Origin of the sequence: Xanthocytophaga flava (genome assembly GCF_030068545.1) — a bacterium.
GTDB lineage: Bacteria > Bacteroidota > Bacteroidia > Cytophagales > 172606-1 > Xanthocytophaga > Xanthocytophaga flava.
This window is the reverse complement of record NZ_JASJOR010000015.1, coordinates 157,845-184,579: the sequence shown is the minus strand read 5'-3', so window position 1 is coordinate 184,579 and position 26,735 is coordinate 157,845. Positions and strand designations below refer to the sequence as shown.

At 38.4% G+C, this 26,735-nt stretch carries 21 protein-coding genes; 11 read left to right on the top strand and 10 right to left on the bottom strand.

Going from position 1 to position 26,735, the window contains the following annotated elements; genetic code table 11:
* The first annotated feature begins 38 nt into the window (after positions 1-38).
* The 3 genes from QNI15_RS21730 (at position 39) to QNI15_RS21720 (ending at position 4,257) form a co-directional block, all read left to right on the top strand.
* Positions 39-1,133 (top strand): TlpA disulfide reductase family protein, encoded by a 1,095-nt coding sequence (locus tag QNI15_RS21730; RefSeq protein ID WP_314033470.1) that lies wholly within the window; start codon positions 39-41, stop codon positions 1,131-1,133.
* A 454-nt stretch (positions 1,134-1,587) separates the two neighbouring features.
* On the top strand, positions 1,588-2,883 hold the full coding sequence (locus QNI15_RS21725) for a T9SS type A sorting domain-containing protein (RefSeq protein ID WP_314033468.1): 1,296 nt from the start codon (positions 1,588-1,590) through the stop codon (positions 2,881-2,883).
* 423 nt (positions 2,884-3,306) lie between these two features.
* Positions 3,307-4,257, top strand: a complete 951-nt coding sequence (locus tag QNI15_RS21720) for a hypothetical protein (RefSeq protein WP_314033466.1) — start codon at positions 3,307-3,309, stop codon at positions 4,255-4,257.
* A gap of 62 nt (positions 4,258-4,319) precedes the next feature.
* On the opposite strand, the gene QNI15_RS21715 is transcribed toward QNI15_RS21720, so the two are convergent.
* A complete protein-coding gene (locus QNI15_RS21715; RefSeq protein WP_314033464.1) occupies positions 4,320-6,302 on the bottom strand; it encodes a KUP/HAK/KT family potassium transporter in 1,983 nt (660 codons plus the stop codon).
* Between the two features lie 371 nt (positions 6,303-6,673).
* On the opposite strand from QNI15_RS21715, the gene QNI15_RS21710 reads away from it, so the two are divergent.
* A complete protein-coding gene (locus tag QNI15_RS21710) occupies positions 6,674-9,859 on the top strand; it encodes a PAS domain S-box protein (RefSeq protein ID WP_314033462.1) in 3,186 nt (1,061 codons plus the stop codon).
* 29 nt (positions 9,860-9,888) lie between these two features.
* Here the strand turns inward: QNI15_RS21710 and QNI15_RS21705 are convergent, their stop codons facing one another.
* Entirely contained in the window at positions 9,889-10,263 is a 375-nt protein-coding gene (locus QNI15_RS21705) for a winged helix-turn-helix transcriptional regulator (protein ID WP_314033460.1), read from the bottom strand.
* Between the two features lie 105 nt (positions 10,264-10,368).
* On the opposite strand from QNI15_RS21705, the gene QNI15_RS21700 reads away from it, so the two are divergent.
* Positions 10,369-11,022 carry an NADPH-dependent F420 reductase gene (locus tag QNI15_RS21700; RefSeq protein ID WP_314001027.1) on the top strand — a complete coding sequence of 218 codons (654 nt, stop codon included), beginning with the start codon at positions 10,369-10,371 and terminating at the stop codon, positions 11,020-11,022.
* Positions 11,023-11,156: 134 nt separating this feature from the next.
* Here the strand turns inward: QNI15_RS21700 and QNI15_RS21695 are convergent, their stop codons facing one another.
* Positions 11,157-11,408 (bottom strand): hypothetical protein, encoded by a 252-nt coding sequence (locus QNI15_RS21695; RefSeq protein ID WP_314033459.1) that lies wholly within the window; start codon positions 11,406-11,408, stop codon positions 11,157-11,159.
* 430 nt (positions 11,409-11,838) lie between these two features.
* On the opposite strand from QNI15_RS21695, the gene bla reads away from it, so the two are divergent.
* Together bla and QNI15_RS21685 are read left to right on the top strand one after the other, a co-directional pair.
* On the top strand, positions 11,839-12,582 hold the full coding sequence (gene bla, locus QNI15_RS21690; RefSeq protein WP_314033458.1) for a subclass B1 metallo-beta-lactamase: 744 nt from the start codon (positions 11,839-11,841) through the stop codon (positions 12,580-12,582).
* Positions 12,583-12,647: 65 nt separating this feature from the next.
* Positions 12,648-13,391, top strand: a complete 744-nt coding sequence (locus tag QNI15_RS21685; protein ID WP_314001021.1) for a dual specificity protein phosphatase family protein — start codon at positions 12,648-12,650, stop codon at positions 13,389-13,391.
* A gap of 21 nt (positions 13,392-13,412) precedes the next feature.
* Here the strand turns inward: QNI15_RS21685 and QNI15_RS21680 are convergent, their stop codons facing one another.
* A complete protein-coding gene (locus tag QNI15_RS21680) occupies positions 13,413-14,252 on the bottom strand; it encodes an AraC family transcriptional regulator (protein ID WP_314033457.1) in 840 nt (279 codons plus the stop codon).
* Between the two features lie 151 nt (positions 14,253-14,403).
* On the opposite strand from QNI15_RS21680, the gene QNI15_RS21675 reads away from it, so the two are divergent.
* Positions 14,404-15,375: a phytanoyl-CoA dioxygenase family protein gene (locus QNI15_RS21675; protein WP_314033456.1), complete on the top strand. Its 972-nt coding sequence runs from the start codon at positions 14,404-14,406 to the stop codon at positions 15,373-15,375.
* A 115-nt stretch (positions 15,376-15,490) separates the two neighbouring features.
* Here QNI15_RS21675 and QNI15_RS21670 read toward each other — a convergent pair whose 3' ends face one another.
* On the bottom strand, positions 15,491-17,887 hold the full coding sequence (locus QNI15_RS21670; RefSeq protein ID WP_314033455.1) for an ABC transporter permease: 2,397 nt from the start codon (positions 17,885-17,887) through the stop codon (positions 15,491-15,493).
* A gap of 309 nt (positions 17,888-18,196) precedes the next feature.
* On the opposite strand from QNI15_RS21670, the gene QNI15_RS21665 reads away from it, so the two are divergent.
* The gene (locus tag QNI15_RS21665; RefSeq protein WP_314001013.1) at positions 18,197-18,790 is read left to right on the top strand and encodes a hypothetical protein; all 594 of its coding nucleotides are present in this window, start codon (positions 18,197-18,199) and stop codon (positions 18,788-18,790) included.
* Here QNI15_RS21665 and QNI15_RS21660 read toward each other — a convergent pair.
* The 5 genes from QNI15_RS21660 to QNI15_RS21640 form a co-directional block, all read right to left on the bottom strand.
* Positions 18,742-20,301, bottom strand: coding sequence for a GH3 family domain-containing protein (locus QNI15_RS21660; protein ID WP_314001010.1), 1,560 nt, complete (start codon positions 20,299-20,301; stop codon positions 18,742-18,744). The two genes, QNI15_RS21665 and QNI15_RS21660, sit on opposite strands and share 49 nt — an antisense overlap.
* 115 nt (positions 20,302-20,416) lie before the next feature.
* Positions 20,417-20,890 carry a response regulator gene (locus QNI15_RS21655; RefSeq protein WP_314001008.1) on the bottom strand — a complete coding sequence of 158 codons (474 nt, stop codon included), beginning with the start codon at positions 20,888-20,890 and terminating at the stop codon, positions 20,417-20,419.
* Positions 20,874-23,900: an ATP-binding protein gene (locus QNI15_RS21650; protein WP_314033454.1), complete on the bottom strand. Its 3,027-nt coding sequence runs from the start codon at positions 23,898-23,900 to the stop codon at positions 20,874-20,876. Before QNI15_RS21650 ends, QNI15_RS21655 begins: the two co-directional genes overlap by 17 nt.
* 30 nt (positions 23,901-23,930) lie before the next feature.
* Positions 23,931-24,683 (bottom strand): hypothetical protein, encoded by a 753-nt coding sequence (locus QNI15_RS21645; protein WP_314033453.1) that lies wholly within the window; start codon positions 24,681-24,683, stop codon positions 23,931-23,933.
* 130 nt (positions 24,684-24,813) lie between these two features.
* The gene (locus QNI15_RS21640; protein ID WP_314033452.1) at positions 24,814-25,269 is read right to left on the bottom strand and encodes a response regulator; all 456 of its coding nucleotides are present in this window, start codon (positions 25,267-25,269) and stop codon (positions 24,814-24,816) included.
* Between the two features lie 430 nt (positions 25,270-25,699).
* Between QNI15_RS21640 and QNI15_RS21635 the strand changes: the two genes are divergently transcribed.
* Together QNI15_RS21635 and QNI15_RS21630 are read left to right on the top strand one after the other, a co-directional pair.
* The gene (locus QNI15_RS21635; RefSeq protein ID WP_313982454.1) at positions 25,700-26,032 is read left to right on the top strand and encodes an ArsR/SmtB family transcription factor; all 333 of its coding nucleotides are present in this window, start codon (positions 25,700-25,702) and stop codon (positions 26,030-26,032) included.
* A gap of 78 nt (positions 26,033-26,110) precedes the next feature.
* A complete protein-coding gene (locus QNI15_RS21630) occupies positions 26,111-26,722 on the top strand; it encodes a sigma-70 family RNA polymerase sigma factor (protein ID WP_313982456.1) in 612 nt (203 codons plus the stop codon).
* Positions 26,723-26,735 lie beyond the last annotated feature (13 nt).

Below are 26,735 nucleotides of genomic sequence, written 5' to 3'. Positions count from 1 at the left end.
TGATACATAATTTTTTATCTATTTATATCCACACTTTTATGAAATACTATCCGATTTTATTCCTGGCGATTGTTTTCTTCGCCTGCCAGCTTCCCACAAAAACAGGTTTTACAATCAATGGAAATGTTCGTGGGCTCAAAGTAAAGAAACTATATATGAAATATATGGTCAATGGTGTAGAAAAGGCAGATACAGCCATTGTCACAGCAGGTAAGTTTGTTTTTAAGGGCAGGGTAGAAGAACCAGAAATGGCAATGATCTACTCTACAGATGTACGCCTGCAAAAAATATTCTATGTAGAGAATACGATTATGTCGTTAACTGGAAGTGCAGATTCTCTGGATAAGCTGCGCATTACAGGATCAGCAGTACAGGGAGATTATGAGGTTTTTGAGAAAGAAATCTGGGCAAACCGCAAAAAAGTGACAGATCTGTATCAACAAGCAAATGCAGCCAAAGAAAAAGGTGACTCAGTTCTGATGAAAGAGCTTATGACACAGTCTGATATATTGTATAATAAGGAAGATGATATCAGAAAGAACTTCATTGTCACTCATACCCAAAGTTTTACTAGTCTCAATGAACTGATGAACTGGGCAAACGCTGCAAATCATACAGAGGCTCAGGCTATTTATGATAAACTGGACGATAAGATCAAACAGACTCACAAAGCCAGAGAGCTGGTAGAACGTCTGGAGAGTCTTAAACGTGCTCAGGTAGGACAGGCTGCTATGGATTTCACCCAATACAGTTTGAATGGTAAAGAAGTAAATTTGTCTTCTTATAAAGGAAAGTATGTATTACTTGAGTTTTGGGCTAGCTGGTGTGGACCTTGCCGACAAGAAAATCCTAATCTGCGGGAAGCCTATCTGAAATACAAAGACAAAGGATTTGATATACTGGGAGTATCTCTGGATGATAACAAAGACAGATGGAGTAAAGCCCTTGACAAAGATGGATTACCCTGGACACAAGTGTCAGATCTGAAAGGTTGGCGGAATGTGGTAGCCGTACAATATGGTATCCGTGCCATACCTGCTAACTTTCTGATAGATCCACAAGGAAAGATTATTGCCCGTGATCTCAGAGGTGAAAAACTAAATGAGCAATTGGCTAAAATATTTAAGTGGTAAATGAATAGGTAATTGGTTTTATGATACTTCTGAATGTTTTCAGATGTAATAGTAATGCAAGGGATAAAGCGATTATATTGCTTTATCCCTTTTTCTTTTATAAGATTGCTGGTAAATAAGTAGAGGTGAACGATTTATAACGAATGTGCTAAAATCTCCACAAATAATTTTTTTTTGAAATTTTTTTAGCCTGTAAACTTCCTGTATGATAAAGTTTCTGTAATAAGTTGTTGAAGATAAGGTTGAAGGTTGATACTGAGTGTTAAAGATAGCTTTTTTTGACACTTTTAGGATTGGGTCAGTGACGTTTAAAGAAGTAAGATTCTGTCTTTTGTCTAATATGTAAGGGTATATCCGAATGGCATACTTTTATTTTGATGTTTACTATGCTTTATAAAAGTTATAAATAAACAGCAATAGGTTAAATTATCTCTTAAACTACTAATATAAATTTATGAATTACTTCTACAGATTGTTTCTTTTGTGGGGCTTCTTTTTAACATTATCCAGTTATGCAGCAAGTCCGGTTTTGGTATCTCCAGCAGACCGATCTACTGTCAATATTTTAGCGCCAGTAGTGATCAAGGTACAGGCTAATGATGTAGCTGCAAAGAAAATCTACCTAAAGGTATTGCTGAACGATCCACGTAAGTTGGCATATGAAACTAATCAAGCCGTTGTTAGTGGACAACCAAATAGTTTTTCTGTTCCTGGCAGTACATTGAAAGCGGGGCAGCAATATCTGATTGAAGTGAAGACTGTAACTACTTCCGGACAACTTATTTCTCAAAAGTATTATACTATTTTTACGGTTGCTCAACCTCTGCCTGTACAGACCAAACCATTATTGCTCAGCTCCACAGATACATTAGAACTATATGAGATCTCAAGGGGATTTGGACTCACTGTAAATCCCAATAATCCCAATGCCCGGAAGATTGTTGTTAACTTCGAATTAGGATCAGTTCAAGGTCCCTCATCTGGGTTTGCTCTGACAGCTCAGCAAGCTAATCAACCATTAGCCGTTGGGTTCAATTTTAACGCAACTGGTTTGCCACGTAATCAAGTGATGTTAAAGAAGCTGGTACTTACCTGTTCAGATTCATTAGGTACTGTATTAGCTGAAAATATCTACTCAGTTCCTGTCATTATACGTACTCCTGTTGGTCCTCAGTTTATTAGTCCAGCACCTGGTGCTACAGGAGTTTCTCTGACACCTACTATTGTAACAGGAAATTATTCTACGAAAGAATGTCTGCAATGGGTGTTCTCCAGTTATGAAATAGATACTTATCCGGCAGACTGGGCAGGTGTGGATCATATTTATGCCCAAGTAGCATCTAATGCAAATCAGTGGACTGTTCCACAAACTTTGAAACCCAATACCAAATATGAAGTACGTGTGTATGGAGGTTGGATTTGCTATGGTGGTGTGTATTATACTTCCACCTTCACAACAGGTAGTTCTTCTTCCCGTTTAGCAGGAGCTACTATCGGTGATGACTTAGATAGAACATCCACTATATCTCCTAACCCATTTGCTGAAGAATTGTCTATTCAGTTAAGCCCTTCTTTTCAGAATGCAACTATAAAGGTGCTGGCAATGGATGGTAGAGTTGTCTTTACGAAACAAGCATCAGGAGAAGAGTTAGTTAGCTTTAAAGATAACTCCCTGGCTCCTGGATTGTATCTGGTACACATTACAGATCAAACTGGAAAGAAGGAACAGTTTAAGGTGGTGAAGCAGTAACCAAAGAAATGAATTAAATTGTATTCTCTGATAATACTCTAGACAGTCATCGGATACAACTAAGTAAACACCAGTCTTTTCTATCTGATAAACAGAATATGAAAGGACTGGTGTTTGTATGTAGAAAATAGTTGGTTTTCCTTTTATGAGAAAACTTTTATACTTTTGTGTAGGCTAAGATATTTTAATAGCCATACAAATGATTCACTCTGTTTTTATCACAATTAGTTTGCGGGGTACCTCGCACCGTGTTCCTCCCGACAGCTTCTGCAACTAATACTTTGCAGGACACATTCTAATTTTCCGTATCCGTCATAGTTATTTGACATACTACAGGTTTTGCTTGTGCCAGGCAAAGTATTTCACTCTGTCATCACTTTTTCGTGGTGTTTTCTCTTTTGAAATATTTTATGCTGACCAATTATGCGAAAAGCACAACTATATACTTTTTATACCCCTTGCATGGTTCTGGATAAAAACGGAAAGAATGTATCCCGTTCTCCACAGAAACCCAAGCTATTGCTTAACTTTCTCGAAAGACATAAGCTTAGCAGTTATATTAACTTACAGAACAACTTTCCTCCATTTGCACAGGAAGATTTCTATCTGGCACATACAGAACACTATGTAGATAGTTTCTTTGCGGGAAAGAAGCCATTGGCTATAAGCAATAACCTGGATTGGTCACCTCAGTTTGCTGAAAGTATACGGTATACCAATGCAAGTTTATATCATGCTATCAAACATGCAGTAACCCATCCGGATGAGATTTGTTTCAGTCCGGTAAGCGGATTTCACCATGCTATACCTCAGGCTGGAGTAGGGTATTGTACGTTTTCAGGTCAGGTTATTGCGTCTGTCAGACTATTTAGGGAGCTAGGGTTAAGAGGGGCATACATAGATCTGGATGGACATTTTGGAAACAGTATTGAAGACTCACGCAGTTTTGTTTCAGATCTGAGTCTGGCTGTTCCGAGAGGAATTGGAAATATTAATCCAGGCGATAACCACCAGAAATACATGAGTAATCTGCGTCGGGAGTTAGGTCTGCTACGGGATGCTATTCTGGAAAAACGGATTGATTATGTAGTATTCTGTCATGGTGCCGATAGCCATGAAGATGATGATACCCGAGGGCAATGTACTACAGAGGAGTGGTTGGAATGCTCCAGCCTGTTTTATGAATTCGTTCAGAAAATAGACCAAAAAAGACAGAAACCTTTGCCACTGGTTTTATGTCTGTTTGGAGGATATCGCAAAGATGACTATAACTCAGTATTAAGTCTTCATACCAGCGATCTGGTGACTTGCCTGAATACCTTATGCGGACAGCAGATTCTGTTTGAACCTGTTGTGAAGCCAAGGAAGAAATAGTAACTCTATTCGCCTGCCTTACTGACTCAAGTTTAGCAAGGCAGGAGAATATCTGTGGATTCTTAATGTGCTGTTATCTTTTCGGGTGTAGGTTCTTCTACACGAACAAGATCCATTTCCGGCAGTGGCCGAATCACCATAGGGACCTTCTCTACAGTTACCCGATTAGCTTCCAACTGGAACCAGCGTTGTTTGGAAAGAGTAAATTGTTTGAGGAAGAAGTATCCTTTCATTACAACCTGCTCCTGTACTGGTAAGTCATTATCATAGGAAAGAAAAGGCTCAAAAATGATAAATGTAAAATCGCCAGTTACCTTTTTATTGTGAAGTGATTCATATCGCGAAATAATATCCACCTCTTTTTTCTGAACTATATCTTCCAGTACCTGACGGAAAAATAGATTAATGGTAGGCTCAACCCGGAATCCTAACCGGAATGTTATCTTTATCACATCCTCCGCAGCAAGTACATTAATTTTATATTCTTTGGTATAGGGTTCATCAAGGGTTTCCACATGGATAAACCAATAGATATCAGCTCGTTTAGGTCCATGAAGGAATATGGATTCGATAGCATTTTTTTCTATACGATCTTCACTTCCTGCAGCCGTCATAAAGACCAGGTGTGTTCCGTATTTGGGAATAGTTATATCATTGCTAAGTTCCCGTAAGCCAGGAATCTGCTCTGGCAGAGAAACGAAGTCCAGCAAGCGACTCTTGATCTGGTGTGCCCTAATAAAGATATACATAACACTTGCGAGAATAAACCCGATTGCTACACTAACCCATCCTCCATGCGGAAACTTGTCCAGATTGGCGATTAGAAAAGATCCTTCCAGACTTAAGTAAACTAACAGAAATAAACCAATGACCCAGATAGGAAACTTCTGACTATACAAATAACAGCTTAACAGTATGGTTGTAACCAACATAGTTACTGTAATAGCCAGCCCATAAGCTGCTTCCATACTGGAGGATTCCCGAAAATAAAGAACAACCACTACACAACCTGTCCAAAGAAGCCAGTTTATGGATGGAATGTAAAGTTGTCCCCGTACTTCAGTTGGATAACGTACAAGCGACTGTGGCCAGAAACTCAAACGCATGGCTTCTCCAATAAGTGTGAACGAACCCGAGATTAAAGCCTGACTGGCAATAATGGCAGCAAGTGTGGCAATACAGATACCGGGTAAAAGAAACCACTCAGGCATTAAGGCATAAAAAGGATTATGAGTGAGAGGTTGATTTACCTGGCTAAGAAGCCAGGCTCCCTGACCAAAATAGTTAAGTAATAAACAGGATTTTACAAATACCCAGCTTACCCGGATATTACCTCGTCCACAGTGTCCCAGATCTGAGTATAATGCTTCTGCACCCGTAGTACACAAAAAGACAGCGCCCAGAATCCAGAAGCCATCAGGGTATTGAGTAAGTAGTTGCCATGCATAATAGGGATTCAATGCAGAAAGTACCTGAGGCATCTGAACCAGATGAGTTACTCCCAGAACTGCCAGCATACCAAACCAGAGCAGCATAAGAGGGCCAAACAAACGGCCTACTGTTTTAGTACCAAATGCCTGTAACAGAAATAATCCGGATAAAATAGCTATAATAATCGGTATGGTGTCAATAGACGGATAAAGTATGCGTAATCCTTCTATGGCAGAAGCTACAGAAATTGGCGGGGTAATGATACCATCTGCCAGTAATGTACTACCCCCTATAATCGCAGGGATATACAGCCATGTAGCACGTTTACGTACCAGAGCATATAATGCAAAGATGCCTCCTTCTCCATTGTTATCAGCTCGTAATGTGAGGATTACATATTTGACTGTTGTTTGTAATGTAATAGTCCAGAAAACGCAGGAAAGTCCACCCAGTATCAATGGTGCCTGTATCTGATGGCCTTCTCCAACAATGGCTTTCATTACGTACAAGGGAGACGTACCAATATCACCGTAAATAATGCCTAATGCTATAAGGAGCCCTGCTGCACTAACTTTGTTAAAATCTGACTGATGAGAATGTGAGTGTCCTGTCATGAGGAAAAAAATGTACTGATTTATGATTTAAAATATACGTTTCTTAAACTTGTTAACTAAAAGTGTATGCCCGGATGTCTGGATTTTTAGCTGATATTTTGGCATTACCTATCTTATATTCTGCCAAAATAGAAAAACAAACACTTTTTACATAAGTTGGTCATAGACTAATACCTTGAAGATAAGTAAGTTTTCATGATAAATCGATTGCTTGGTAACCCATTCTGTTTGCCTACTTTTACTGCAATCGTATTATCTATGTGAAATGCATCGTATTATTTATAGCAATACTTCACGAAAATAGTTTTAGCTGGGAAAGTTATATATTGAGAGAAAATTAGATCTGAAATAGTTTTTAGAGATCATAACACATGGATACACATTCTTTTGATGAGCTTTTTCCAATTGGAAACGATAGATTACAGCTGGCGTTGGATTTTTCAGGAGTAGGTATGTGGGAGTTGGATGGTCTTCAACAGAAAGTATACCTGGACAAACGTTGCAGAGACTTGTATGGATTCTCTGAAGAGGAAGAGGTAACGTATAAGACTGTTTTCCAATATGTATACTCTGAAGATCAAATAAAAGTGCGGGAGAGTATGGCACAAGTTTTCGATCTTGGACAAACAATAACAGATATACATTTTCGTATTCTGAGGTCTGATGGACAATTGAGATGGATTCATACCAAAGGAAAAGCTTATTTTGACGAACAGAGCACATCTCGTCGTTTCTTTGGTGTAGTTCAGGATATTACAGCACAAATGTTGTTCAGAGAGCAGGCCGCTACTTCTGAACAGCTGGCAGAACTCGCATTGGAAGGTGGCAATGCAGGTTGGTTTACAATTCGGATGAATAGTGGAGAACTGGAATATTCCTCTGAATTAGCCAGAATTATGACAGGTTCAGGAAAAAGTTTCAGTCGTGAAGAGTTAATTGAACATATTCATCCGGATGATCGTAAGCTACGGGATATTGCGTATGAAGAGTCTATGCAAACAGGAAAGCTTCGATATCAGATTCGCTTTATCTGGGATGATGGTTCTGTACACTGGGTGCGGGTAATTGGAACATATCAATATGATGCAGAAGGTAAACCGTACTTCTTTTCAGGAATTGCTCAGGATATTACGTTAGAGGTGGAAGCTCAACTGCAATTGGAGGCCAGTGAAGAACGGTTTCGTAATATAATACAGCAGTCTCCTATGGCAATTGGGTTGTTAAGTGGTCGGGAGATGGTTATTGAAGTAGGTAATGATAAGCTATTTGAATTTTGGAGAAAAGATGATTCTATTAAAGGGCTGAAGTTAATGGAGGCCTTGCCTGAAATAGAAGGGCAGGGATTTATAGAACTCCTGCAGCAGGTGTATGATGACGGGAAACCGGTCATAGGAAGTAGTGTACTGGCAAAGCTAGAGCGCAAAGGGAAACAGGAAGATGCCTATTTTGATTTTACTTATACACCTCTTCGCAATACAGATAGCTCTGTTAGTGGAGTAATGATCATGGCTATTGATGTGACAGAACAGGTACTGGCCAGACAAAAGCTTGAAGAGAGTGAAGCCAAAGTACGGAGCCTGGTAGAAAACTCGCCTGTAGCTATGTCATTGTTTACAGGTCGGGATCTCGTAATTGAAATGTCAAATGTGGCTATGATAAAGCTTTGGGGCAAAGGAGATAGTGTGATGGGTAAACCTTTAAGGTATGCCTTGCCTGAACTGGAAGGACAACCTTTTTTACAAATTCTGGATGATGTTTTCACAACAGGTATACCCTATCATGCCAGAGAATCCAAAGCAGATCTGGTTGTAGATGGAAAACTGGGTACATACTATTTTAATTTTACCTATCAACCCTTATTTGATACGAGTGGTAATGTATATGCCATACTGGATGTTGCCATTGATGTGACAGAAGAGGTCAGAACCAGAAAGCAACTCGAAGAAAGTGATTTGTTTGCACGAAGCATTATTTATAATTCCCCTGTTGCTAAACTGGTATTGATAGGAGAGGAAATGATTGTCCAGACAGTCAATGAGAATATGATGGAAATGATAGGCAGAGACAATTCTATATTAGGTCTGCCTCTGATGGATGCTATTCCTGAATTACGTACCACAGCTATACCAGGTTATCTCAAAGATGTCTTTTATACTGGAGAGACATTTTATCAACCAGAAGAGAGAATAGAATTGATACGGTATGGGCAGCCTTATACTGGCTATTACAACTATATCTATAAAGCTTTACGTAATACAGATAATGCCATCTATGGTATTATTGTTACGGCTACAGAAGTTACAGGTCAGGTACAAGCCCGTCAAAAAATAGAGGAAGCAGAAGCCTTCATGCGCAATGCTGTGGATCTGGCTCAACTGGGTACCTGGAGTTTTGATCCGGTCACAAACCATGTTTTTTATTCACAGCGTTTTCAGGAATGGTTCGGTTTGACACAAAGAGATGCAGACCTGAATGAGATTTATGCTTCTATTTCGCCAGATGATATAGACCGAATCAAAGATGCCGTAGACTGGGCACTGAATGTAGATTCAGGAGGTGTATTTGATGAAGAGTATACAATACAGAATCCTGTACATGGAAAAATATATATTTTACATGCCAAAGCACTGACTTTCTTTGATGAGCAAGGTATATCAGTTAAAATGATAGGTACTGTGCGGGACATAACTGCAGAACGTCAGATACAACTAAAGCTTGAGCAACAGGTTCAGGAACGTACAGAGGAACTGGCTGTTATCAATGAAGAGCTGGCTGCAACCAATGAGGAACTAGCTACAGCTAATGAAGATCTTTTTGAAGTGAATGCACTTTTGTTACGGTCTAACGATAATCTGGAAAAGTTTGCCTACATAGCCAGTCATGATCTTCAGGAGCCTCTGCGCAAAGTTCAGTCATTTGGCGATTTGCTTAAAAAACAGTATGCTCCTCAGTTGGGAGAGGGTGTACAACTGTTGGAACGTATGCAGTCTGCTGCTGGACGAATGTCTGTGCTTATCAGGGATTTATTATCCTTTTCCAGAGTCTCATCCCAAAAAGATAAGTCGGACTCTGTCTCTTTAACCCAGGTTTTGAATACTGTATTGACTGCACTGGAATTACGCATAGAAGAAACAAAGGCTACCATTCAGGTAGATCCTTTACCTACTGTTTTTGGAGATACTTCACAATTGGAGCAATTATTTCAGAATTTGCTTAGTAATGCACTTAAGTTTCACAAGAAAGATGTTGCTCCTATAATTGAGATTCGTTATCAACAGATAGACTCCAAGGATCTGCCATCTTCTGTTAAGGTTGCAAAACACACCCGTTACTATCATCAGATTAAAGTATCTGATAATGGAATTGGTTTTGAAGAAGAATACGCTGAACGTATCTTTCAGATATTTCAACGATTGCATAGCCGGGTAGAGTATGCAGGTACAGGTATCGGACTTGCTATTTGTGAAAAGGTAGTGACTAATCATAGTGGAGCTATAATCGCTACCAGCCAACTGGGTAATGGAGCTACATTTACCATATTTCTACCTTTTGAATAAGAAAATGCTGTAGCGAGTTTGTACAAATGTTACTCTAGCTCAACTAGCGTTCCTTCGCTTTCGCCCAGATCTCTACCCCATTTGGCGATTGCATTGAGTACAGGTATTAATGTTTTGCCAAAGTCAGTTAATGAGTATTCCACTCTAACAGGTGGTTTGGTGCCAAACATTTCCCGTTTGATCAGGCCATCTTTTTCTAGCTGTTTAAGCTGGATACTCAACATTTTCTCTGTGATGTCCGGAATATGCTTCTTTATTTCGGCAAAGCGCATTGTCTTTCCTTTCAAATACCATAGAATAACTGTTCGCCATTTACCGCCAATGTAATCCATCGTAATATCCATGGCACAATGATATAATTTTTCATCTAGCCGGAAGGCTGTAGTCACTCCTTTTAGTATCATAATTTGTATTTTTTTCAACCTGTCAATTTTGACAGTTATTTACTTGCAAAAGTAGTAATCGTATGTTTGTTCTATAATTTTATCACTGATTAAAAAGCAAATACGATGAAAAAGATAGGAATATTAGGCACTGGGATAGTAGGACAAACTATTGGTGCAAAGTTATTGGAGTTAGGGTATATGGTTATGTTAGGTTCACGGACGTCAGATAACGAAAAATCAGGGGAATGGGTAGCTAAGTATGGTCCCAACGCCTTACAAGGAACATTCAATGATACAGTTGCATTTGGAGAAATGCTTTTTAACTGTACGAAGGGTGAAGCCTCCCTGGACATTCTGAAAAGTTGTGATAAAAAACATTTGTCAGGCAAAATCTTAATCGATGTGAGTAATCCGCTTGATTTCAGTAAAGGCATGCCACCTATACTTATTCCTGAATTGTGTAATATACATTCGTTAGGAGAAGCCATTCAAGAGATCTTACCTGATACTAAAGTTGTTAAAACATTGAATATTGTAACCTGTAGTGTAATGGTTAATGCACATACATGTGGTGGAGATGCGACAATGCTTGTTGCAGGTAATGATCCGGAAGCCAAATCACAAGTGAGTGAGTTATTACATCAGTTTGGTTGGAATGATATAATGGATCTGGGAAATATACGACACGCCCGCAGTACGGAGATGATGTTACCTGTCTGGCTAAGTATATACTTGACTACACAGAATGCTGCTATAGCATTTAAAATAATCAGGTAAGTAAATAGATGATTCTGATAGTTGTAGAAATGATCGGGAAATGTACCGCTGAGATCAGAAGACAGTAAGAAAAATATATATTTTCTAGTTAGGTAACTAAAATTAAGCTAATCAGGATGCTGGTAATCTTTATTCTATCCAGCAGACATATTGTCGGGAGACTGTTCTTGTGTGGTAGGTGGTTGTTTGTAAAGTTCTTCTTCCAGGTCATGAATTAAATGATTTAGAAAAAATAGTTTTCCATTAATATATATACTTTCTCTAAATCTGGCCAGACGAATTTTGAGAGGTAATTTGCTGAATTCATTCATGCGAATATGTAATTGCTCAATTTCCTCTCTGGCCTTGGCAAGTTCGGCATGTATCGTATTAGGAGCACTTTTCATAAGAATAGAAGTTTACATTATCTATAGTACTTTCTCTTTTTATAAACTTATTTGGCGACTTTATGTTTGATATAACTAGTAAAAATTCCTGCCAAAATTTGTTTGTACTATATTTGTTACGTTTTTAAACGATATTATGCAAAGGATGGTAACAGTGTAACTTCTTGGAGATAAATCTCTACAAGCTGTGTATTCGCCTGCATTAAAAGAAATAGATGTATGGGTATGTATTGAAAGTGATTTTTCGATAGTAGTTGTTCACAGTGAAAATCTGAAATGATGTATTTTCTGTCTCAGGCTTTTTATTTATGTTAACTTTCAGCAAAAAACTATCATCAGCAATGTATAACCGCATCATTTCAACTAACGGATAATTCTAAAAAGCTATATCTTTAGAGTGCCATCACTTCTTCTTTCTTACTGCATACACATGATAAAATATATCCCAGTCGTACTTCTGACGGTTTGTCTTCTGGCCTGCCATTCTACCAGGGTTGCAAAGAATTCACTAAGTCATACTACTGAAACTTTGATTGTGCAAAAGGTGGCTAAACATGTATACCAGCATACCTCATTTCTGAATACAGAGAGTTTTGGCAAAGTAGCCTGCAATGGAATGATTGTGTTTGACAAAAAGGAAGCTATTGTATTTGATACACCAGCTGATACTAAATCGTCTGAAGAACTGATACAATGGATAGAAGATAGCCTGAACTGTAAGGTCAAAGCTATTATCCCGACCCACTTTCATGATGATTGTTTAGGAGGACTGGAAGCCTTTCATAAAAAAGGTATTCCTTCCTATGCGAATAATCTGACTATACAGTTTGCCCGAAAACAAAATGTAACTCTCCCACAAAATGGATTTGATTCGCAACTTGAACTAAAAGTAGGCAGTCGAAAGGTAATGACTGAGTTTTTGGGCGAAGGACATACCAGGGATAATGTAATTGGTTATTTCCCTTATGAAAAGATCATGTTTGGTGGCTGTCTGATTAAGGAGGTTGGAGCGGGTAAAGGCAATCTGGCCGATGCCAATGTCAATGACTGGTCGCAAACTGTGATAAAGGTGAAAACAAAGTATCCTGATACCCAAATTACTATTCCCGGACATGGTAAATCAGGTGGGACAGAGCTGTTGGATTATACTATTAAACTATTTGAGAAGAAATAGGTTTTATTCATGGACTGCAAGGAAATTACAATTGTAGCTAAATAAGATATAAATATTTTCTATAGATGGAACAGTCCAAATATCATTGGATAACAGATCATATTGCTTTAGGAGAAGAACCTGACCTAAAAATGATAGATCAGTTAAAAAAGGAAAATGTTAAAAAGATTTTGGATCTAAGAACATGGGAGCAAAGAGATATCGAATTTCAAAATGAAGTGCAACAACAGTTTTTTTATCAGAATGTTTCTATTGTTGATGGAAAGCCTGTTTCTATAGAGACTATATCATCGTGTATTAGATTTATATCAGAAAGTGTACCTAAAGAGAGGATATATCTTCACTGTCAGAGAGGAATTTCACGTTCACCCATGATATTGATGTGTTATCTTATCTATAAAGGCTATAACGGACTTGCTTCTCATAATTTAATTAAATCTAAGCGAAAGTGTATATGGATTAATATCAATTTTCTTGATAGTATTCTGCATTATGAAGATCAGATCATTGACTTAAGGGGGCGGAAACGTAAGCTTGATAAAGATGTATATGAAAGTATTAGAAATCAGTCTTATCGGAAACTATACGATTTTCTTAAAAGAGTATTGAAAAATAGAGAGACTGCCTCTTTTTACCAGATTGCTATTTCACCAGAGGGTATAATTGATTTAGATTCATTAATTACTTTATTATTTACCCGATATGAATTTCGGACATGGGTAAACAAAGACTCATTATTTCATATGATGAATCGTATTAATTGTCCTATGTTGAAGGGAGTGAATAATAGTGTTTTATTAAATGAGTAGCCAATGGTTATCTCAACCTGCTTACTTATATCTCTTTTTAAAAGCGGAAGGATTCTCTCCAACAATTTTATTGAAGAGTTTATTAAAATAAGATAGACTTTCGAATCCCACCTCAAAGCAGACTTCTGATATGGATTTGTCTTGTAGCAACAGTGTTTTGGATTGTGTAATCCGATAGTGATTGACAAAGTCTGTAAATGTCATTCGTGTTTGTTTTTTGAAATATCGGCAGAAGGCAGCTGTACTGAGATTTACACTGGATGCTACTATATTAACATCAGTAGTTTCATGGTAGTGACTGTGAATGTATTTATAAATAGCTCCCATCCGAATCTTATCATTTAAGAAAAGTTTGATACTGGTGTCCTGGTCGTTGAGTTCTGTTACTTCCTGAGATAAAGCCAGAATCTGAAAGATTTCCAGTAGATGTAACAACTGATCGAAGTATTCCAGATTTTGCATCTCTCTGAGTTTTTTAGTGACAGTTTTCTTTGTCTCTCCTGTAAAAGACAAACCCTTATACGCTCTGGCAAACAAATGCTGGATAGGGGCAAACTCGGGAGTATGTTGTAAGGCATCTCCCAGAAAGTTTTCTTTTAGCTGTACTACAATCTGCTTATACTCAGTTTCTATGCCATAATCGAAGTTTAAGTGTGGGATATTAGGCCCAATCAGTACCAAATCACTTTCCATGTAACTGGAAATATGCTGTCCTACATGGCGTATACCCGTAGATGCTTCTACAAATACCAGTTCGTATTCGGGGTGATAATGCCAGTAAAAGTAATTGCGCAGGCTTGGCTGAAATAGCTTGAAAGATTTACCCGGATCAGGTATAACTACTTCCTTCTGTATCTTCATATCTCTGTATTTTACTGTGAATATACTATTATGTAGCCATGATTCTGTAACATAGTCAATAGAGAGCAAAAGATAGTCATAGGAGTGGATGAAAAGGAATAGGAGCAAGGCTACCTTTGAACTATTCTATCACTCCTAAACACTAGGTTATATGCAAACACAGACAATGGTTCCTACTATGGTTCCTGATAATGCGCATAAGGATATACCAGGCAATCCATCTACTGCAATTACCAGTAAGATAAAACTTAATGACAGAAGTAATAGTCAGACTTTGCGGATACTAAGTGAACAGGACTGGCAATTCTGGATTCACAATGGATACATAGTAATTAAGAATGCCGTACCCAAAGAGCAGGTAGAAAGACTGGCAAACTTCTTATGGGAATTTGAAGAAAAAGATCCTGCTAATCCTGACACCTGGTATGCGCCAGCCCGGTCAGAAATGAAAATGAAAGAGCTAACCAATACAGGGATGGTAGAAGTATATAATCACCAATACCTCTGGGATAACCGCCAATATCCAAAAGTACATGAGGCTTTCTCAGACATCTGGGGAACGGAAAAGTTATGGGTAACCATTGATAGAGCCAATCTGAATTTTCCTATCCGGCCTGGGCATGAGTACAAGGGATTTATTCACTGGGATTATGATCCGGAAACCAAACCTCAGAATGTACAGGGCGTACTGGCATTAGCTGACCAAACAGATCCCAACATGGGTGGATTTCAGTGTATACCGGAACTATATCGTACCTACGATACCTGGAAGTTAACCCAACCTGCCGACCGAGATCACTTTAAGCCGGATGTAACAGGTTTTGACATTGTAAAGGTTCCTATGGAAGCAGGTGATTTGCTGATTTTCAACAGTACGCAGCCACATGGCATCCGGGCTAATACAAGTGGAAATAAAGTACGTATGGCACAGTATATTTCCATGATGCCCGCTGAAGAGGAGAATGAAGCTTTACGTCAATGGCGTATTTCTTCCTGGAGAGAACGAAAAGCTCCTGAAGGATTTGCCTTTCCTGGCGATCCGAGAGGTTGGGAACAAACCAGATACAACACTGCAGAATTATCTCCTTTAGGCCGTAAACTCCTGGGACTGGATAAATGGTAGTGTCGGGTAAACTACTTTGATTTTTTCTATGGTTTAGAAAGTACAAATGTGTATAAAAAGTATAAGGACATCCTAAACTGTAAGATGTCCTTATATCTCTGACCAACTCGGATTTTTATTCTGTACGTAGTGATTTTACCGGATTAGCTAATGCACTTTTGATAGCCTGGTAACTTACTGTTAGGAGTGCAATTGTCATTGCCAGAACTGCTGTGAGTAAAAAGATTGACCATCCAATATCTGTTCGATAAGGATAGTTTTCAAGCCATTTGTTTGCAGCGAACCAAGCTACTGGAAAGGCGAATACAAAGGAAATTCCCACCAGTTTTATAAAATCTATGGAAAGTAATTGAACGATACTGGATACACTGGCACCTAATACCTTACGAATGCCAATCTCTTTTGTGCGTTTTTCTGCAGATAGAGTAGCTAAGCCAAACAATCCTATACAGGAAATAAATATAGTGAGAATAGCTCCAAATAACATAATTTGTTTCCACTTTGCTTCCGATTCATAGTTTTTAAGGTTCTCCTGTTCCCTGAATGTATATATATAAGGGTTAATGGGAAATAGCTTTTTAAATACTTTCTCAATATGCTGAAGACTGGCAGTTTCTGTATGTGGTCGGATTTTAATAAATGCCATACCATATTGATTCTTGGGCTTCATCGTGAATAGTTGAGGCCGGATTTTTTCATTTAGAGCGCTAAAGTGATGATCTTTCACAACGCCTACTACTGTATATCTCTCATTGTCGTTATACCAAAAATTGACTTCCTGGCCAATAGGATTTTTCCAGCCAGCCTCTTTTACAAAACTTTCATTGACTAACACAGACTTTGTAGAATCTGTAGGTAGCTCTCCTGAGAAGTTACGTCCCTTACTAACAGGGATGTGTAATAATGGTAAATAGGTCGCATCTACCGTCTCATAGGAAAACTGAATGTCTTGATCTTTATTGATTCTGGCACTAGTACCCCAACTACCTCTGTTTTTTAAGGCAACATCTTCAATTGCAGGGTTAAGTAAGAGCTGTTCTTTTAACAATTTGCCTTCTGTACGAGTCAAATTGCTTTTAGGAATAGTAATCAGATTGTGATCATCGTAGCCAAGATCTTTATGAGTCAGATAGGAAAATTGGTCAAATATTGTGAGAGTAGCAATGATCAGAAAAGAAGCAAGAGAAAACTGTAGTACTACAAGCGACTTTTGCAGATAATTCTTTCCTGAGATCTGAAACCGATTGTATAAGGTTTGCACTGGATTGTAACTGGACAACACCAAAGCAGGGTAGAAGCCTGCCAGTGCTCCTGTAAGTAAAAACAGGAGAATGTAGGTAGCTATCAGTTTTACATCTACTAGATAGGATAAGGCTAATTCCTTATCGGCTAGCTGATTAAATGTAGGAAGAATAATTTCTACCAATCCTATCGCTAATCCAAACGCAATGGAACACAAGACAAACGATTCCCCCATAAACTGCATAATCAGTTGTTTTCTGCCGCTGCCTACCACTTTACGTACTCCAATTTCTTTAGCTCGTTTGAGTGATCGAGCCAGCGTCAGATTCACAAAGTTAATACAGGCAATGAGTAAGATAAATAAGGCAATACCAGACAGAATGTAGGAAAACATGGGATTACTAGCATTCTGCAACCCATTTACTACTGGTAGTTCCTTACTGAGGTGCATATCAGTGAAGGGTTGAAGTCTGTAGTAGGTAGTATTTTTGAAGTTGTATTTTTCATGCATACTCTGGATTGCATCTTTTGCATCTCCTAAGTATATTCTATTCATTTTGGCTTCAAGAGTAGAAGTGTTTGTTCCGGGTGCTACCAGAACAAACGTATTCAGAAACATATTAAACCAGTTTTCTTTATTCTGTATTTCCTCTTCAGTTACCACTATAGGCATCAGGATATCAAACTTAATAGACGAGTTTTGGGGACTCTTTTGAGCAATGCCGGTAACTGTATAGGGTTCAAAGGTTTCCTTGTCTTTAATCAGCATCACTTTACCCAGAGCATCAGTGGTTCCAAATTGCTTAAGCGCCATTTCTTCTGTCAATACTATTGACTTAGGGTGTTGCAGTGCCGTTTTGGGATTCCCTTTGAGTAATGGAAAGGAAAAGACCTTGAAAAAACTGCTATCCGTAAGATAGATTTCCTGTGACTTGACTTCTGTTCCTTGTTTGACATCGAGTTGGGTAGAATGATATCGTACAAAGGATAGTACTTCAGGAATAGTTGATTGAAACTTTGGACCCTGTAGATAGCCGGTAATCGTACTTTTCCCTTCTACATCGCCATTAGGTGTTACATTATCACTGACTATCCGATATAAACGATCCTGGTGAGCATGAAAGCGGTCATAACTGACTTCATCTTTGGTATATAATAAGATCAGCATAGCTGCTGCCAGACCAATCGTAAGTCCTGCAATATTAATGAGGCTATATATTCTGTTACGAACAAGATTACGTAAGGAAAGAATAAAGTAGTTCTTTAACATAGATAGAAGATAGGTTTGGATGTCTGTTCATAAAAAACTTGTCTGAATTACTGAAAGAAATACAGCAAGTTGTTAAATGTCGCAAACACAAATCTCTTGCCAGAATGGTAAAAATAGGGTGTAATGATACTAAGAGCTATCGAAGTAACAATACCTTAGGTTATGTGTATCAAAACCGAACACTTCCTGTACGCTTTAGGACGTTCAAAAAATGGTAGATACATATCTTCGCTGATAAATAAACAGCAGGTATCGGATTTGTTATGTATCTTTAAGCGATCTGATGTTTAGATTTTTATTTGATGGAGTATGCTGGAACCTACTAAACACTTATCTCAGTCTGTAGATTGGGAGTCTCTGGCTCACAAAAAGCTAATCCCTGAGGAGTTACGAGAAGAAATTTTAATAGCACTATCCTATTTCCCGGAGTTAAAAGATACTCAGATTGACTTTGTTTATGTGGAGAATATCCGTTCGTCAATCATGCAGGCACAGCCTAAAGCACGAACACTATTCAGAAAAAAACATCGTCGTCATTATATTATTCGTATAAGTCGATATTTTCATCTGAGCAAAACCCATATGAAGATCGAAGACTTGCCTAAAGACGTTTTGATTGGCTGGATCGGACATGAACTTGGACATGTAATGGACTACTTGTATCGGGGTCGACTGGGAATGGCCCGATTTGGTGCTGGATATGTATTCTCTAAAAAGTACATTCGTAAAGCCGAACGGGTTGCCGACACCTATGCCGTAAAGAGGGGACTACTAGATTATATTCTGGCTACCAAAAACTTTGTTCTGGACCATGCCGAACTGCCAGCATGGTATAAGAACAAAATCCGGCGACTTTATCTGTCACCGGATGATGTCATGGCATTAGTTACTTCTTCTGAGTGAGATTTTACAAACTCTTCCCACTCATTGAATTGCTGTTCCTTCATTACTCTAGGCACTTTTGTCTGCCCTCCCAGCTTTTTGGTCGCTGCATTCCAGTCATGAAATAGCTGTGTAGGAATAACAGTGACCTTCACATCTTTCAATGCACGACTACGAGCTACTGCATAGTTTTTATTGATTTCGCACAATGTATGATCCAAATGAGCTGCTATCTGTTCATTGTCTATAACTGTATTGGCTCCAACATACCATTGGTGAATAAATTGTCCATCTCTGCGTACTTCTGCTACAGTAAATTCTGTAATATCCATGGAAAAATGTTGATTCAGCTCCTGAATCCCTTGTTCCATCTGATTAACAGACAGCTGGCAACCAACAGCATTGAGGAAAAATTTCGTTCTTCCACTAATAATAAATTCATAGCGACTTTTATCCGTAAACCGTACTGTATCTCCAATCATGTAACGCCATGCTCCTGCTACTGTCGATATGAGTAGCACATAGTCTATTCCTTCCTGAACTTCTTCAATAGAGATGGCTTTAGCAGACGGGTCTAGACCTCCATCTTCCTGAATGATATTTTCTTCAAAAGGCACAAACTCAAAATAGATGCCATTGTCAAAAACAGGACGCATACTTTCTGTATCTGGACGATGCTGAAAAGCCAGGAACCCTTCTGATGCCAAATAGGTATCTGTATAAATCATCGGGCGGCCAAATAGTTTATCCAGACTACTTTTATATGGACCTAAAGCCACTCCACCGGAGGCATATACCATCAGGTTAGGCCATATATCATGAATAGTATCTACTTTATGGTATTCAATAACACGCTTAAGCATCAGTTCTATCCAGGCCGGAATCCCTGATAGACTACCAATATCCCACTCCTTTGCATGTTGAGCAATCTGTTCGATCCGGGTATCCCAGTCATCAATACTGGATATTTCAATACCAGGCTTGTAATAACTCCTAAACCAGAAAGGGATATTGCTGGCACTGATACCACTAATCTCGCCTTCTTTGTGATCTTCTTTCTCTTTAAGATGTGTGCTTGAGCCAAGCATCATAATCTGTTTCTCAAAAAAAGAAGGTGGAAGGTTAAATTCTGATAAACTCATTATTTGTCTGATTGCAGAGGTTCGGATGGAGGCCAGCATCTCATCTGTTACAGGAATATGCTTACTATGACTGGTTGTACCCGAACTTAATGCAAAGTAATGAGGCTTTCCTGGCCAGGTAATGTCAGTTTCTCCAGCCAATACCTGATGCCACCATTCACTATGCATTTTATCATAGTTGTGGAAGGGTACTGTTGCTGCAAATGCTTCTTTCACAGATGGGCTTGCTAATATTCCCTCAAATTGATAATGCTGACCAAATGCGGTATCCTTGGCTTTTTCCAGTAATGCACGTAAAACTTTTTCCTGTGCTTCAGCAGGGCTGCCTTCATTGACAAATGTGTCGCTAAACTCAATCAGTTTTTTTAATAGTGCACCGATAACAGGCATAAGATTATAGTTGTTATATTGTTTACTATAATCCTGAACAAAAGTAATGCCTTGCTAGTGGTTAAGATTTGATAATCAGTGAGTAGGGAAAATTATACTCAAGCCTTGCACAAGATTAATTTGTATCCTGGCTGATGCGTCTGGATTCGGTTTGAAGTGCTTCTTTCAAGGTGGAAAGTGGCGTTTGGACTATAATGGTTAGAAAGTTCTGCAGATGTCTGAAATCATCCGGTTTTGTCAAAAAATAAAACGCTCCAAGATCCTGAGCAATTTTTACATCTTTTTCGTGAGAAGAGGTTGAATACATTATAACAGGAACCTGTTTATACTTTGCCATACTTTTTAACTGAATCAAACATTCCCAGCCACTCAGATCTGGTAAGTTGATATCTAAAAAAATAAAATCAGGAACAGATATATTATCTGATTTTAGTCTTTTGAGTGCTTCTTCTGCTTTGGAAGCAGTATAACATATTGCTGTTGGATCTGCTAATGATAATGCTTCTACAAACAACTCCCTATCATCCGCATCGTCATCTAGTAAAAAAAAGCTTTTGGTCATAATGTTTTCATTAAATACTTTCTTCATTTTGTTTCAGAGGTAGACATACTATGAAGGTAGCTCCTGTTTCGTTATCGGATGAAGCATAGATATGGCCATGATGCCTTTCTACTATTTTTTTACAAAGTGCCAGACCAAGTCCGGTACCTTCATACATGTCTTTGGAGTGTAACCTGGTAAAGGTGTTAAATATATCCTCTGCATTCTCCTGGTTAAATCCAATTCCGTTGTCTGAAATCTGGATATTGGCAAAATCGATACTATTGTCTTTCTCGATTAAACTGGAAATGGAAATAACAGGTTGCCTGTCAGGGCTGGAAAATTTAAGAGCATTATTAATAAGATTGTAAAACAACTGATAAATCAAGACGGCAGCTCCTTCAATAACAGGTAAGGATTGCCAGGTAATAATGGCATTTTTCTGTTGAATTAACAGTTCAAGGTCTGTCTTAATATGTCTGCATACTTCATTCAGATCAATAGGTTCTGAGTGTTGTTCACTTGCATTTAATTTGGAATAGGCCAATACTCCATCTACCATCGATGTCATTCGGTTTGTGGCATTCCGTATTTTTTCAAGAAAGATTTTTCCCTGTTCTGGAAGAGAGTCACTATATTCATCCTGTAATCTGCCACTAAATGTTTTTATCTTTCTTACGGGCTCCTTCAGATCATGACTGGCAACATGAGCAAACTGTTGCAGATCCTCATTCGATTTTCTGAGCGATAGATTCAATTCCTGTAACTCCAGCGTACGTTTTTTCACTTCAGTTTCCAATATGGTTGCATATTCGCGTGAAACATGAATATCAGTAGTTGTACCAAACCATTTCGTTATAGTACCTTGTTCATCTTTCTGAGGGATACCACGGCTTAAATGCCAGCGATAACTACCATTATGCATCTGAAAGCGATGTTCATATTGGAAAGTTGTTTGATGTGTAACAGCTTCCTGCCACAGACGATTGGTTTCGGGTTGATCATCAGGATGAATTAAATCCTGCCATAACCAATTGCCATTTTCCAGTCTATGTGCTCCTGCAAATTCTGAAATCCGGTTATTAAAATACTGAATTTCCCCCTCAGGAGTGGATACCCATACCAACTGAGGCATAGCATTGGCAAGTTCATTCAGCGATTGTTCACTTTCTTCTATCTTTTTGCGGTTCTGAACTGTTTCGGTGATATCCATCGCAAAGTTCAGGATCCCTTGTATCTCCCCCTTGAGATCATACCAAGGCTGATAAACAACGTTCAGGTATTTCTTGGAAGATTCTCCTTGTTCATTTAGTATTGTCAAAGGCGTTTCCTGTTGATTAACCGTCTTGCCTGTACGATAGACCTCATCCAGCAAATCAAATACTTCTTGTTCAAGATCTGGTAAGGCTTCTTTGATGGTGAGTCCGGTAAAATCTTTATCACCGAAAAGTTCTTTGTTTTTGGGATGGAAGAATTCATACCGATGCTCTGGTCCTTTGAGTACATTAATGATAGCTGGTGTTTGCCTGAATAGCAGATAAAATTGTTGTTCTGTTGCACGACGTATCTGATTAATACGAATATGGTTACTAACCCGGACAAGTAATTCTTTGGCTGAAAATGGTTTTACCAGATAGTCATCTGCCCCAGCATTTAACCCTTCTACTTTGGCTTCCTCCCCTGCCCGGGCAGATAAGAAGATAACAGGTGTATTTGTTATATCCGGATGGTTTCGTACATTTTTTAGTAGTTCGAAGCCATCCATTTTAGGCATCATGATATCTGAGATAAGAAGTTCTGGCCTAAACTGAAGCATTTTATCTAATGCATCTTCACCATTAGTAGCGGTGATGACTGTAAAATGGTCTGATAACAAGCGTTGTACATAATCCCGCATATCCGCATTATCATCAGCAAGCAAAATCCGGTTTTTATAGGTTTCAGTTGTATGTGTAGATTCTGACTCTGTATGCCATGTAGATTGATTGGTAATCTGTTCTGAAGAAGATTCTGATTGAGGCAACCATTTTAAGGCTTCCTGAACAAATGCTTCTGTTTGTAGAGATGCAAGCTCATAGGTAACACTTTGGGTTATTTTATCTTCAGGCAAATGATCTTTTCCGGTTGGAAAGACAATTGTAAATGCAGAGCCAGCACCAAGAGTACTTTTTACAGAAATGGAGCCTTTATGTATTTTAACCAGTTCCTGTACCATCGCCAAGCCAATACCCGTGCCTTCCTGACTTCGCCCTTCAATATTCTCAATCCGATGAAAGCGGCTAAAGATTTTTTCCAGTTCTTCCTCCGGTATACCAATCCCTGTATCTGTAACTGTCACATGAATAGTATTGCCACTTTGTGCAGTATGAAGGCTGATAGTTCCCTTGTGACTATATTTGAATGCATTGGATACCAGGTTCAGAATAATCTTTTCCCACATATCTATATCAACATACACTTCATCCGTAATAGAATTATGGGTAATCTTTAATTCCATTCCTGCTTTTTCTATAGCTGAACGAAACGTACTTGCCAGGTCAGTAGTAAGAGCCACAAGATCTACTTTGGTAAATTTGCCTTCTACACGACCTGCTTCAATTCTGGAGAATTCCAGTAATGTATTGACAAGCTTTTGCATCCTTAAGACATTCCGGTAAGCTACTTCCATACGGGACTTATTCCGTGCATTGGTTTGTTCGTCATTGAGTGCATCCTCGATAGGACCTAACAGCAGGGTAAGAGGAGTGCGAAACTCATGACTGATATTCGAAAAGAATGTAGTTTTGGCACGGTCTATTTCTGCTAATGCTTCTGCTCTTTTCCTTTCTTCTTCCAACATATGCACATTACTAAAGCTTGTCGCAATCTGATCTGTCACAAGGGAGAAAAATCCACTATATTTTTCATCTAACAGCCTATAGGGATTACAACCTATTACCAGAAATCCATAAGGATCTTTGGCACCAGGCTGTACAATAGGTAGAATAATTGCCTTATCAGAAGAAATTTCCCATGCTCCGGTTGGCATTATTCCTATTGTGTCCTGCAGCTTTTCCAAAGTTTGTATCTTACGACTTGAGGAAGCCTCCTATAAAAGATCGGCGATCGGGGATGAAAGACTTAGATCTATTTCTTTGGGTACTATCTGTAGAGAATCTCCCAAATCTGTAGACGAAGCAAAGGTAGCCTTATTATCTGTCAGCATATAGAAGACAGCAAAAGGGAAGTCATGTTTGTTCTTATTAAGAGTAGATATCGTCTCACCAATAACTTCTCTGTTTGATTTGGCATCTGTGAGTCCTGAACTCAGTTGAGTTAGAGTTTTAAGTTGACGTTCACTAATGATTCTGTCTGTATCATCCGTATTGGCACAAATCATTCCCGCTGTTCCTCCATCATCTCCGGGAATGGGAGTATAGGAAAATGTGTAATAGGTTTCTTCCGGATACCCATTACGAACCATGATAAGTAATTGAGATTCTACATAGGTCCCTTCGTCTTTTTCCATTACTTGTTTGAGCATAGGCTCAATATCCCGCCAGATATCTTTCCAGACAACAGATGCGGGAGAACCTAATGCCCAGGGATGCTTGCCGCCTACAATGGCTTTATAAGGGTCGTTATAAAATTTGATTAGTTCTTTACCCCAGCCAATCCAGATCGGTTGGCGAGATGTTAGCATAATCCGTATACAGGTACGCAGACTTTGTGGCCATGTGTCTACAGGACCAAGCGAGGTCTTTGACCAATCATATGTCCTGATAAGTTGCCCCAGTTCACCTCCTCCTGACAAAAATTCAGGTGTATTGGTTAGTGTATTAGAAGGGAGAGGTGTATCCATAAATCAAAAGAAAAACGGTAATGATAACGTATACTTTTGTAACCATTTTCTGTAAGATTTTATTAAAGCAACAGATTGGTTTCAAAAGGAAGCTGTGATTGTAATTGTAATAGATATAGTTATCTCTTTCTCAAATCAACTGTAAATATTTGTATACTGCTTCGCAAATAGAATCCACAGCTTTTTTATTCATCTTTTCAACAACTATTTCCAGTATTGCCTTTAGACGTTTGAAATCGTCCGGTTTGGTAAACAGGCAAATTGCACCTCGTTCCTTAGCAAGTTTTTTATCCTGAGTATGAGATGATGTGGTATGAATGATGACAGGTATATTTTTATATTCCTGAAGGGATTTTAATTGATTTAGACAGTCCCATCCATTCATTACTGGCATATTCAGATCAAGAAAGATAATGTCAGGCTGATCTATTGCCTGAGATGCTAGCTTCTCTATCGCAGTTTGTCCATTGGCTGCACTATAAAGTACAACTTCTGCTTCTACAGCTGTTAATGCTTCTCTGAATAGTTCTCTGTCATCACTATCATCATCTACAATCAAAAATCTTTTTCCAATGTTTATACTCATCTGCTCATTAGCTTTAATAGTATTAATTCTTTAGTTTACGTTGTTCTTTCTTAATCAATTGAAATATAGTATAAAAAGCTTGTCTATATAAAAAACATAGAAATAAGTTATAATATAGATGTTGCCTTTAGGTTAACGAGCTATCTTTATACTATCTACATAAAGTCTGTATCTATCACAGGTTGATATCTCTATAAAAAAGTGTTCCTTACATTTAACCATCCTATCTAGTGATAACAAGTTCCTGATACAACAGGAAAGTGAGAAAATTGTTGATCTGGAGTATTGATGATCTCAATTCTTGATTTTGTTAGCAGATTTACCTACTAGTCAATAAATAAAGGATCTTTTTTGTTTATTGTCTTGTTCTCTAAATATATTAATCGTAATATTGCAATGAAGCAATTGACTTTGTTTGAACTTTGTTGTTATGGGACTTACTAAAACAGAATTTTTTACGCAAGAACAGAATCAACTGGCCGCAATCTTTAAAGCCTTGGCTCATCCTGCACGTATAGCAATCTTACAGGTTCTTATCGAAAAAGATACTTGTATCTGTGGGGACATTGTGGAAGAACTACCGCTTGCTCAACCTACCGTATCGCAACATTTGAAAGAATTGAAAAGTGTAGGACTTGTCAAGGGTGAAATCGAAGGAACAAGTATCTGTTATTGTATTAATCAGGAGACCTGGAGTCAAGTGAAGCATCTAGTCGATGATTTGTTTACTGCTTTATCTGTTAATCAGAAGTGTTGTTCCTAAGAATTTTAGTGTTCCCCAGTTATGGGGCTTTTTTTGATTCTGTTTTATCGTAATATTACAATATAAATAGGATTAGGTATGTACGGACCCTATGATACTCCTAAGTTTTGGAAAGACTACAACCAACTGCTGACAAATTTTGTGCGTAAGCGGGTGGCTTGTCATGATGATGCCAAAGATCTTTTACAAGATATCTTCTATAAAATCTATACGTATTGCCAACGGCACGAATTTTCCTGTGAAAAAGCAGGTATCCAGAATCTCCGTTCATGGATTTTTCAGATAGCTCAAAATACCATTACTGACTATTATCGAAATAATAGAAAGTATCTTGATCTGGAAACGGTTGCTGTTCCAGTGAGTAATTCCGATATAAATACGTATGGTGACATGTCCGAATATGTGGAACCACTTCTTTCATGTTTGCCTGAGATGTATCGTATTCCACTGGCAATGGATCTGGAAGGTACTCCTCAAAAGGAAATCGCTGTAAAACTGGGAATGGGTTTGCCCGCTATTAAGTCACGCATTCAACGATCAAGAGTTCTGATGAAAGAATTATTGTACGAATGTTTTTACCTGAAAATAGACAATTTAGGTCAGATTGATTTCTTTGAAGTAAAACCAGATTGTGAGACATTGCAATGTTTTCTGGAAGAAAGAAAATGTACTGCCAAGACCTGTATTTGATTCATACCAATAT